Origin of the sequence: Cerasibacillus quisquiliarum (assembly GCF_014202495.1) — a bacterium.
Classification (GTDB): Bacteria; Bacillota; Bacilli; order Bacillales; family Amphibacillaceae; genus Cerasibacillus; species Cerasibacillus quisquiliarum.
The window spans coordinates 79,371-89,801 of record NZ_JACHHA010000009.1; the positions used below are offsets into that span (position 1 = coordinate 79,371).

At 36.2% G+C, this 10,431-nt stretch carries 12 protein-coding genes and 1 riboswitch; of the genes, 4 read left to right on the plus strand and 8 right to left on the minus strand.

Features of this window, described 5'->3' with window-relative positions:
* Positions 1–1,152 carry an MFS transporter gene (locus HNQ35_RS10315; RefSeq protein ID WP_146937984.1) on the minus strand — a complete coding sequence of 384 codons (1,152 nt, stop codon included), beginning with the start codon at positions 1,150–1,152 and terminating at the stop codon, positions 1–3.
* 291 nt (positions 1,153–1,443) lie between these two features.
* On the opposite strand from HNQ35_RS10315, the gene HNQ35_RS10320 reads away from it, so the two are divergent.
* Positions 1,444–2,262, plus strand: coding sequence for a squalene/phytoene synthase family protein (locus HNQ35_RS10320; RefSeq protein ID WP_146938073.1), 819 nt, complete (start codon positions 1,444–1,446; stop codon positions 2,260–2,262).
* Positions 2,263–2,352: 90 nt separating this feature from the next.
* On the opposite strand, the gene HNQ35_RS10325 is transcribed toward HNQ35_RS10320, so the two are convergent.
* From HNQ35_RS10325 to thiW, 5 genes are all read right to left on the minus strand, one after another.
* The gene (locus tag HNQ35_RS10325; RefSeq protein ID WP_146937982.1) at positions 2,353–2,802 is read right to left on the minus strand and encodes a transporter; all 450 of its coding nucleotides are present in this window, start codon (positions 2,800–2,802) and stop codon (positions 2,353–2,355) included.
* Between the two features lie 134 nt (positions 2,803–2,936).
* Positions 2,937–3,554 carry a thiamine phosphate synthase gene (gene thiE, locus HNQ35_RS10330; protein ID WP_146937980.1) on the minus strand — a complete coding sequence of 206 codons (618 nt, stop codon included), beginning with the start codon at positions 3,552–3,554 and terminating at the stop codon, positions 2,937–2,939.
* Between the two features lie 6 nt (positions 3,555–3,560).
* The gene (gene thiM, locus HNQ35_RS10335) at positions 3,561–4,328 is read right to left on the minus strand and encodes a hydroxyethylthiazole kinase (protein WP_146937977.1); all 768 of its coding nucleotides are present in this window, start codon (positions 4,326–4,328) and stop codon (positions 3,561–3,563) included.
* Positions 4,309–5,133: a bifunctional hydroxymethylpyrimidine kinase/phosphomethylpyrimidine kinase gene (gene thiD, locus HNQ35_RS10340; protein WP_146937975.1), complete on the minus strand. Its 825-nt coding sequence runs from the start codon at positions 5,131–5,133 to the stop codon at positions 4,309–4,311. The genes thiM and thiD overlap by 20 nt, the downstream gene beginning before the upstream one ends.
* 24 nt (positions 5,134–5,157) lie before the next feature.
* A complete protein-coding gene (thiW, locus tag HNQ35_RS10345) occupies positions 5,158–5,658 on the minus strand; it encodes an energy coupling factor transporter S component ThiW (protein WP_146937973.1) in 501 nt (166 codons plus the stop codon).
* A 91-nt stretch (positions 5,659–5,749) separates the two neighbouring features.
* Positions 5,750–5,859, minus strand: a riboswitch (TPP riboswitch).
* Positions 5,860–6,180: 321 nt separating this feature from the next.
* Between thiW and HNQ35_RS10350 the strand changes: the two genes are divergently transcribed.
* The 3 genes from HNQ35_RS10350 to HNQ35_RS10360 all read left to right on the plus strand — a co-directional run bounded on the left by HNQ35_RS10350 (position 6,181) and on the right by HNQ35_RS10360 (position 8,752).
* Positions 6,181–7,083: a LytTR family transcriptional regulator DNA-binding domain-containing protein gene (locus tag HNQ35_RS10350; RefSeq protein ID WP_246118082.1), complete on the plus strand. Its 903-nt coding sequence runs from the start codon at positions 6,181–6,183 to the stop codon at positions 7,081–7,083.
* A gap of 110 nt (positions 7,084–7,193) precedes the next feature.
* On the plus strand, positions 7,194–8,042 hold the full coding sequence (locus tag HNQ35_RS10355) for an ABC transporter ATP-binding protein (protein ID WP_146937971.1): 849 nt from the start codon (positions 7,194–7,196) through the stop codon (positions 8,040–8,042).
* Positions 8,039–8,752 carry an ABC transporter permease gene (locus HNQ35_RS10360; protein ID WP_146937970.1) on the plus strand — a complete coding sequence of 238 codons (714 nt, stop codon included), beginning with the start codon at positions 8,039–8,041 and terminating at the stop codon, positions 8,750–8,752. Before HNQ35_RS10355 ends, HNQ35_RS10360 begins: the two co-directional genes overlap by 4 nt.
* Before the next feature lie 71 nt (positions 8,753–8,823).
* Here HNQ35_RS10360 and HNQ35_RS10365 read toward each other — a convergent pair whose 3' ends face one another.
* On the minus strand, positions 8,824–9,675 hold the full coding sequence (locus HNQ35_RS10365) for a hypothetical protein (RefSeq protein WP_146937968.1): 852 nt from the start codon (positions 9,673–9,675) through the stop codon (positions 8,824–8,826).
* A 215-nt stretch (positions 9,676–9,890) separates the two neighbouring features.
* Positions 9,891–10,145, minus strand: a complete 255-nt coding sequence (locus tag HNQ35_RS10370) for a hypothetical protein (RefSeq protein WP_146937966.1) — start codon at positions 10,143–10,145, stop codon at positions 9,891–9,893.
* Positions 10,146–10,431 lie beyond the last annotated feature (286 nt).

Below are 10,431 nucleotides of genomic sequence, written 5' to 3' on the forward strand. Positions count from 1 at the left end.
TTATTTAGTCGTAGAAGTTTGACTAATCATCGATATAATAGCAGTTAATAATGAACCGACTACTAAGACTCCACCGACAGTGGCATTATGAACAACCGAAATATTTTCTATAACGATACTCCCTACAAAAGAACCGAATGCAATTCCAAAATGAAGTGATGAATTGTTGAGACTTTGTTGTATATCTGATGTTTCAGGTGATGTTTCAATTAAATAGCTTTGCATAGCAGGGGAAATGGCCCAACTCATAATTCCCCAAATGATTAAGATGACTAGAAAAATAGGCATCCATGATGTCGTAATAGGGATTAGAAAGATCGCTGTTGCAAAAATAATCGTGACGGATAAAATCGTCTTTTTTGCTCCGAGAATGTCGGCTAACGTTCCACCTAAACCACCACCACTTACCGCAGCTATACCAAAAATAAAGTAAATGATACTAATCCAATTCCCTGTTAGTCCCATTGTTTCTTGGAGAAACGGATTTAAATAAGCATAAATCGTTGTGTGTCCTGCTAAAAATAAAAAAGTTGTTAAATGAGCGAATAATATTTTTTTGCTTTTTAAAGTAGCGAGTTGTTTATTTAATGGGATGGATGGCTTCGGACGTACGCGATCCATAAAGACATGTACGCCTAAAATGGAAAAAACAGTAAGAAAACATACTAAAATAAAAGGAGCACGCCAACCGAGAGAATGTCCAAGTGTCATTCCAAGTGGTACACCTAATACGAGAGAAGCACTTACCCCCATTGATACGAGGCCAATAGCACGTCCACGATACTTTTCTTCAACTAATCGCGGGGCCATAACTAAACATAATATAATGAGTAAAGCACCACTTGTAGCGGTAACAACTCTTCCTATAAAAACAATGAAGTAGGTTGAACTAATGACCGTAATGATATTACCAATTAAAAAAACATATAAAGAAATGAGTGTTAGTCGCTTTCTTTCAACATTTGCTGTCACGATAAGTAATATCGGACCTGCAATCGCAAAAATTAAAGAGAATATGGTAATTAAAAACCCTGCTTTACCTAAACTTACTTGTAAATCTGTCGCAATTAAATCTAAGATACCACCGATAATTAATTCAACCATACCTATAATAAATGATACAATCATTAAAAAATATACACGTTTATCCATTGTCTCATTCCTTTCTAATTCCTATTTCAAAATGATCGAACGCTACGTTGTGTTGAGATGAGACAAATCATTTTAAAGCATAAAGAAAAGGCCTTTCGTTGTTTGAATGCCCATCTACAGACCGATGGATTAAAACGTTCGTTATGTTACATTATCATAATGTGTTTCTATAGTCTAATACAATAAATTTATCCCCAAACTTGAGTATAGTGGCTAGTATGAGAAAATCCTTGCTACTTCTGTTATACTTGATATACCTCGTTATATATCAAAGGAGGAACCTCATTGGTAATGGATACAAAGCAATTAAATCATGATGCAATGCGTGTATTAAAGGAGACTAGCCGAACGTTTTATATTCCGATTAAATTATTGAGAACGAAATTAAGAAAGACTGTTGGATCTGCTTATTTATGCATGCGTGCCATAGATGAAATTGAGGACCACGTAGAACTGGATGCAATGGTAAAACAGACATTATTGCGCGAAATAAGTCAGTTATTAAGTGAAACAACCTTTAATAAAGAAGCATATAAATCTTTAATAGATCCACATATTGATATGTTACCAGAAGTCACGATAAGACTGGGTGATTGGCTAGAATTTTGTCCAGAAGATATGGTAGACCTTGTTAAAGCATACACGAGTGAAATGGCAATCGGCATGGCAAAATGGGTGAAAAGAGATTGGCATGTACAAACAGTAGAGGACTTAGATGAATACACGTATTATGTTGCAGGTTTAGTTGGGGTCATGTTATCTGACATCTGGAAGCGTTATGATGGTACACAAACGAATCGTGATTTAGCGATTGGATATGGAAGAGGACTACAAGCTGTGAACGTTTTACGTAATATTGATGAAGATGCTGAGCGTGGTGTTCAATTTTTCCCTAATAATTGGACAAAGGAAGACATGTTTCAATATGCTGAGGAAAATCTGAAGCAAGCCGATTTGTATATGAAAGATATTCAAACGAAAAACATTCTTCTCTTTTGTAAAATTCCACTCGCCTTAGCGAAAAAAACACTCAAAGTGTTAAAGAGTGGTCATGACAAGATGACACGTCAAGAGGTAGAGGCAACTGTAGAGAAAATCATCAATGAATAAATGTTCACTATCACGATGGATGAATGTAATAGAGAAGATTAAATTTCAATGAAGAGCTCGGCATGTCATGATGCCGAGCTCATTTTAATTTTAGTAGCATTGAAATGAGCGGATACGATCTAAGTCAATACCAAAATAAATCCACCTAAAGCCCGACCAACGAAATCCCGCGACTGAACGGCGTCCTACAAAGGTAGGGAAATACCAAAATGAGCGTCCATTGTCTAGCCAAATATAGGTAAAGCGAAACAAGCACCGTTGAATGGCTCCAGGATCAATGGCGAACAGCTGAACCTGTGGTTGTTCAGGCTGAAATGCTGGTGGCGGTGTATTTGGTGGCCCGCCAGTTTGTGGTGCTCCTCCTGGACTGAAAAATGGCGTTCCTCCAATTTGTGGCGGTCCACCAGGCCCAGAGAATGGTGTTCCACCACCGGGAAAGAAAGGTGGTCTTCCTAGTGGATTAAAGCCTGGAAAGATTCTTTCGTTGTCTCTGTATATGTCTTCTGTCTCATATGGTGGTTGGTTATAATAATGATTCATATTTACGCCCTCCTCATGATTGGGTCTCTCGCTTTAATATATGGGTAATACGTCTAGAAAGGGACTTGTCTAAACAGAAATGGGCGTTTTTAGTTTGATTATAAGTCTTTTCAAGCAAATGGTGTGATGTCATCTCACAATTTATTAACGATAGAATGAATGTCACGCGCTTGAGCAATGGCCGATATAACAGCTACACCATCGGCACCTGCTTCTAACACTTGTCCTGCATTATGCGACGTAATGCCTCCAATTCCAACAATAGGTAATTTAGGATGCAGGTCTCGTAGTGTCTTAATCCACTCTAATCCGACAGGTTTTTTATCAGGCTTTGTCATTGTTTGAAAAACAGGCCCAGCACCAACATAATTAACATGTTCTAATGAGCTCTGTTCAAGTTCAACTTTGTTTGAGATGGAAAGACCGATTATTTTATCTGGAAACATGTCACGGACGATGCTGACAGGTGTATCGTTTTGACCAACATGAACGCCATCTGCGTCAAGCTGTTTGACTAGTGTTAAGTTATCATTAACGATAAAAGGAATATGATGCTCTGAGCAAATATTGCGTAATCGCTGGCCTAATTCCAACTGGTCTTTTTCTGACAAGCTCCCTTCTCCTTTTTCACGATATTGAAAAATCGTGATTCCGCTTCTAATGGCTTCCCTTAAAATATCTTCAGGTTTTCGTTTGCCACAATCTTGACTTCCCATGATGAAATATTTTCGTAGACGTTTTTTTAATGTCATCAATGATCATCCTTTCAATTTCTGTATTGGAAATGAAAGAGCGTCAATAAAGTGCGCTTTAAATGTTCCGGGACCAGTCACAGCGTTTTGAGATGCAGCATATTCCGCCGCTAATCCGTAAAAGGTTACAGCACTTATTAACTGATCCTCAATATGATCATCTGTTGTTAAACAACATGCGATAATCGAACCTAATAGACAGCCACCTCCAGTGATTTTTGCTAAATAGGGATGTCCTGTTGTATTTTGAATGATTTTTTTTCCGGTACAAATAATATCTGTTTCACCGGTTATGACGATATTTGTATTGTATTTTTGGGCTGCTTTTACAGCCACTTCTTCTATATTTCCTTCACCAACGGAATCGACCCCTTTGACTTTCCAAGGGATATCAACAAGGTGCGCGATTTCGCCAGCATTTCCTTTAATGACTGTTGGTCTGATTTTTTTTAACATATGTTTAATCACTTGACTCCGGTAAGATGTAGCAGCTACACCAACAGGATCGAGCACTACTGGATTATCGAGTTTATTTGCTGTTTGACCGGCAATTATCATACTAGAGATGTTTTCATGGGATAGTGTACCAACATTAAGAAGGACAGCATCGGCTGATTTAGCTATATCTTGAGCTTCTTTTTCTTCCATGGCCATAACAGGACTCCCGCCAAATGATATAACGCCGTTAGCCACAAAATTCATGACGACATAATTAATGAGATGGTGAACTAATGGATTTTTGTCACGCACTTTGTCAATCATTTTTGGATTCAATTTGTGTCACCTCATTCATTCTCGGTGCCCAGTGATTCGTCGGACCACTTCCACTTCCTAAATCAAAGGAATATCGAATCGCTTGTGTAATATAATCCTTCGCTTTAATAACTGCATTGATGAGACTTTCTCCTTGTGCTAAATAAACAGTAATGGCGGCAGATAACGTACAGCCTGTGCCGTGGGAATTTTTCGTATCGATCCGCTTCGTTGTCAATCGATGGATTTGTTCACCATCATATAAGAAATCTGTAGCATCACCAGAATAATGTCCCCCCTTAACGAGAGCTGCATGTGCACCATAAATGTTTACAATCAACTTAGCTGCTTGCTTCATATCATCTTCAGTTTGAATGGATATTCCTGTTATCACTTCTGCTTCAGGTATATTAGGTGTAACAACATACGTTAAAGGTAATAATTCATCTCGTAAATATTGTTGTGATTCTTTAGCAATTAATGGGTCACCACTAGCTGCAACCATGACAGGGTCCATGACATATGGTACATTTAGCGACTCTATCTTTTTTTTAATGACTTGCATCATATCAATATGAGTAATCATGCCGGTTTTGAAGGCGTGGATTGGCATATCATTAATAACTGAATCGAGTTGTTTTTCAATCATATCTATTGGTATGTGATGAACGGCTTGAACTCCGGTTGTATTTTGTGCCACGACAGATGTGATCACTGACATCCCGTATGTTTTAAGTTCTTGGAATGTTTTTAAATCGGCGTGAATGCCTGCTCCCCCACTTGGATCTGTTCCAGCAATCGTCAATGCACATTTAACTTGTTTCATGGATTAATACCTCCTAGAATGTTGTTATTTCAAATGAAATGACTTCAATTGCTGAGTAGATTTCATACGTAAAATAATAAATAAACCAATCAACGCTCCTGATATACTACTCGTTAAGAATGATGGGAAAAAGAAGAGTGCTCCCAAAGTCGTTCCCATAAATAATTTGGCAAACGGAACAGCAAACAGTGAAGCAATGATCCCTGTACCGAATGCTTCACCGACAGCCGCCCAGGTCAATTTGTTTGTTTTTTGATAGAAATATCCTGCTAGAAGTGCTCCGATCATGCCGCCTGGAAAGGCAAGTAATGTACCAAGACCAAATACATTTCGGATAAGACCGATCATAAAGGCAATTATTGTGGCTCTTATAGGACCTAACATAACTACTGCTATTACGTTTACGGCATGTTGAACAGGATATGCTTTAGCAATACCTGCTGGAAACCAAAGAAATTGCGAACCTAGAACGCCGATAGCTATTAATATCGCCATCATTGTCATCAGTCTTGTACGCTGATGCATGCCATCACTCCTTTCATTGTGAATAACAAAAAAGCCAGATTCATTGTTATGAACCTGGCTGATGTCATATACATATTGAAATAGGTAAGCATGAGCTCTCCGACTACTTCCCTACGCTGGTATTAACCAGATCAGGTCCATAAGAGTTAGAAAACAACGGTTTTCCTCTCAGCCCTCATTAGGGCACCCCTAGTAGCATGTCATATTTCTATTCAATTACTGTTAGCGTACCATAAGAAAGCGCTTTTGTCATTCTCTTCATTTCGTATATGTATAGATATGAAACAGTGAGTGATAGACGTTATAAAAAACTAAATTGAACGCAATATGATGTATGTTCTGTTAATATGAAATAAGAGAATAGCTCCATTAGAAAGGTGATTTTATGGAAGTATTATCGATTGAAAATGTAGCGAAACATGAAAAAGATACAACATTGTTTCCTTCGTTTGATTTAAAAAATATAAGCAACATAGCATCGCCATTTATTCAAGTTTAAATGTCCGTCAAGCGTTGTTAAATATGTTCATTGGTAAAACCACAGTTGCACCTGGGAAGATTTTTGTCAATCATGAAAGTATAGTGGCAAATAAACGTCATTATTTATCACAAATCGCTGTTTGTTTTTTTGATGAAGGGATGTATGAACGGTTGACAGTGATCGATTGTATGAAATTTTATCGAGACCTTTATCAATCTAAACAAACGTTTGATTATATTTTACAATTGACCCAGTTAGAAGAGAAAAAGTATCACAAGATTAGTAAATTAACTTTTTCTGAACGAAGACGGATTCAATTTGCGCGGATGTTGCTTCAAAATGTTGCACTTTATATATTTGAAGAAGCCGATTTGAATGTTGATTTAGAAACAAAGCGTGTTTTTTCTACCATCATCGATACATTAAAACAAGATCAAAAAGCGATTTTAATTTTGACGGGGAATATGGAAAATGCCATCACGTTGGCAGATAATGTGTATCGTTTAGATGAGAATGGTCTCCATCAAATAGAAATAGATGAGGATGAGACTGAAGAAACAGACAAAGAAGTAACTGAACTAGATGAAAGTGGTGAACAAGCATTTCAATTTAATAAAATACCGACTAAAGTGAATGAAAAAATTGTTTTATTTGATCCGCCTGAAATTGATTACATAGAGAGCAAAAATGGCCAGGCATATTTATTTATTAAAGGAGAGGCTTTTCCAACGTCTTTTACATTAAATGAATTAGAGGAGCGATTAAAACATTTTGGTTTTTTTAGATGTCATCGTTCATATATTGTTAATTTACAAAAAGTTCGTGAAGTGATCATGTGGACGAGAAATAGTTTTAATTTAATTTTAGATGATCAAGCGAAATCTTCTATACCGTTATCAAAGGCAAAAATGGCTCAATTAAAAGAAATGTTGGGCCTAAAATAAGCTCCAATCACCCTGAAAAATGCTCCATTCATGGAAAATATGCTGCCAAATCAACGTTTTTCCTCTATTCTAGATTTACAAGCAAATGGAAATCACGAGGAGGAAAAATGGTGGAACAAATGATTAAAGTGAAGTCATTAGCAAAAATTTTTGGCAATCAACCCGCATTAGAAGATGTTCATTTTGAAGTAAACAAAGGGGAAACATTTGGATTTTTAGGACCAAGTGGTTCTGGAAAAACGACAACGATTAAGATTTTAACTGGCCAATTAAAAGCTACTTCAGGAGAAGCATATGTGTTTGATCAGCCTGCTGCTTTATTAAATAAACCACAATATCGGAAAAAATTTGGTGTTGTAACAGATAATAGTGACCTTTATGATCGTTTATCGATTTATGATAATTTAAAACTTTTTTGTGACCTTTATGATGTGCCTGCAAAACGAATCAATGACGTGTTAGAAATGGTGAACTTAGGGAATGAGCAGAAAAAAATTGTTTCAAAACTGTCTAAAGGGATGAAACAAAGGGTACAATTAGCAAGAGCATTCTTACATGAACCAGAGCTACTGTTTTTAGATGAACCGACATCTGCATTAGACCCAGCAAATTCTAAGCATATTCATGATGGCCTTCGTGAGTTGACGAAGAAAGGTACAACCATCTTTTTAACAACGCATGATATGCATGAAGCAGAGATATTATGTGATCGCGTTGCATTTCTTCATAAAGGGAAAATCCAGCTACTCGATGAACCAAAAAAGCTTCGCCGTCAATTTTCAGATGCTTCCTTACAAGTCTTATTAAAGGATGGACGTGAGCTATCAATACCAGGAGGGCCTGAAGGAGCACAGGCATTATATGATTATATGCAGGCGGATCAAGTTGTGTCTATTCATACGAATGAACCAACATTAGGAGATATTTTTGTTGAAATGACAGGGAGGGAACTTGTATGACTTTTTCAATGAAACGTGTGGCGGCTATATTTAATAAGGATTTGAAAGATTTATCGAGGAATATGTATGTTTCCACATCGATTCTAATACCGTTAGTGTTGGCAGCGATATATGGAAGAATGGCTGATGAACTTTCCATAGACACCTATTATCTAGTTATTAATCTTGCTTTTACAATGACAGCTACATTTATTCAATGTGCCATCATTGCTGAGGAGAAAGAGAAGAACACATTACGTGGATTGATGTTATCACCTGCTACAGTTGTGGAAGTTTTTATTGGTAAAAGTTTAGTTGCTTTCTCATTAACTGCATTGACGATTATTGTATCCTGCTTATTTATGGAGTACAATCCGGAAAATATTGTCTTAGTTGCTGTTGGAATGATTGTTTCTACTTTGTTTTATCTCGCATTAGGGACATTGTTTGGTTTATTAGCAAGGACCGTTGTAGAAGCATCGGTTATTATTATGCCTGTCGTGTTCTTGCTTGGATTTGGCTCTTTAATCGAATCGTTTATAGATAAATATCCATTTTTACGCGTAGCGGAATACCTACCGAACTTACAAATCATTGACTTAGCTTCAAAAGTACAAGCGGGGTCTGGTTTAGCAGATGTATGGCCGCATCTAGGTATCATGATCATTTGGTTTCTTCTTACCTCACTCATCACCATTGTTGTTTTTAAAAAGAAAGAAATCGATGTTTAGAGTTTAATATGATATCTGTTTAAGAAGAAAACCACCATTTTTACTAACAGATGGTGGTTTTGGTAATATTTTTATAAAAGATTTGTCGATAATCCGATATGTTTAAGTAATAAACTATTGATAAGAATATTAATGGCACCAATTAAAAACGCTGTCCCAACACCATAATAAATTCGTTGTGGGTGACTCGTTAGTTTGTCATAAACTAATAAAGCTGGTACTAATGATAAATATAATTGTACAGTTCCGCCTAATAATGAATTGGCAAGCATACCTACTGATAAAGCACCTAGAAGAATCACAACGATATTTAGCACGAGAAACGGTATCGATAAACTACTAAACTGGATAAACAATTGTTTAGGATTTAACTCTAATTTAGCAGTCTTAAATATGATGAGTAAACTTCCGTAAGAGATACCAAATGCGATAGCACCGACGAGAATCATTTTAAGGACAATATTAAAAAACTCCCCAGCTCCAGAATAGCCATAATCATAGCCTCCAAAGCTACCGAGCATGTCTTCTAATTCTCCAAAAATTCCTCCCATAGCCGTATTCAATGTAAAGTAATATCCTAATGAAAGCGTTAGAACAAAAAGGGAGACACTTACAATACTAAATACGAGATGTTTATCATGTAGTTGAAGGGATTTCGTTGGATTTTTTAGTAGTTCTACAAAGAACTTCCAATAGGATCCTAGGCCTTTCTTAATATTATCTAATGTTTCATTAGAAGTTGATTCTGCTTGTTGACTAGTAACTGTTGCTGCAACTTCGTTAGATTTGTCGGTGTGGGTATTCTCATTCGGGGTTTGTGCATGTTGTTCTTCACTGTGATTTATTTCCTGAATCAACTGACCACAATTCTCACAGGTCGATCCAGACTGTTGTTGGTGATTACAATTAGAACAAATAATCATTATGATGACCTCCTTCTTTATTACGCTCTACTATATTTATGACAAAATTATGAAAGTAGAACGATAATTGTATAATATATTAAAATTTTAAATAACTCAAGTGAAGAAAGTCCTATTTTTAAATCGTTATTAGATGTTTAACATACGATTTAGATTGAAAATGAATACTTCTAGTAAAGCAAGTTAAAAATATGGTGAAGTCAATCATCATGTTGTCAGCTTTTGATCGCTCTTTTTGTAAATAAGGTTATGAGTGACAATGTGATAGCAACTATAAACATACCGAGAGAAATAACTAAGATTCCAATACCTGTAAACCCACCGATTAATAATGAAATAAATACGGAAGAAATCGTTGTTAGATAGAGTGATATGAGACATGATTTTCTGTCTTTAATTAAAAAGATCCCAATGGTATAAATGATTAGATTGATTCCAACACCTAATAATAACGGAATCAATATATCCATCATCGCACCTCCTGCACTTTGTATTCAATATATTCTAACATATGATAATTAAATATTAAAATATTTCAAAATAGGTTTTCGTTAATAAACTTAACGCCATTTAGTAAGTAGCTTAGGTGAAAGATAAAAAAACGAGGCTGTGACAAAACCACTGAAAGATGAAAAAACTATTTTTGTTCACTTTTTCCTTTTCCTAATGATCATGACAGTACGTGAATGATTGATAGAGCGAGCTGGGATTTGTTTATACTATTGTCGGGAATTATTCGCTATCGTTTGAACTTTT

Bases quoted from the DNA above. Each gene is read 5' to 3' on its own strand.
- HNQ35_RS10360 (WP_146937970.1), top strand. From the start codon at position 8,039: ATGACTTTTTCAATGAAACGTGTGGCGGCTATATTTAATAAGGATTTG.
- HNQ35_RS10365 (WP_146937968.1), bottom strand. From the start codon at position 9,675: ATGATTATTTGTTCTAATTGTAATCACCAACAACAGTCTGGATCGACC.
- HNQ35_RS10350 (WP_246118082.1), top strand. From the start codon at position 6,181: ATGTTCATTGGTAAAACCACAGTTGCACCTGGGAAGATTTTTGTCAAT.
- thiE (WP_146937980.1), bottom strand. From the start codon at position 3,554: ATGACATTAAAAAAACGTCTACGAAAATATTTCATCATGGGAAGTCAA.
- thiD (WP_146937975.1), bottom strand. From the start codon at position 5,133: ATGAAACAAGTTAAATGTGCATTGACGATTGCTGGAACAGATCCAAGT.
- HNQ35_RS10320 (WP_146938073.1), top strand. From the start codon at position 1,444: ATGGATACAAAGCAATTAAATCATGATGCAATGCGTGTATTAAAGGAG.
- HNQ35_RS10315 (WP_146937984.1), bottom strand. From the start codon at position 1,152: ATGGATAAACGTGTATATTTTTTAATGATTGTATCATTTATTATAGGT.
- HNQ35_RS10325 (WP_146937982.1), bottom strand. From the start codon at position 2,802: ATGAATCATTATTATAACCAACCACCATATGAGACAGAAGACATATAC.
- thiW (WP_146937973.1), bottom strand. From the start codon at position 5,658: ATGCATCAGCGTACAAGACTGATGACAATGATGGCGATATTAATAGCT.
- HNQ35_RS10370 (WP_146937966.1), bottom strand. From the start codon at position 10,145: ATGGATATATTGATTCCGTTATTATTAGGTGTTGGAATCAATCTAATC.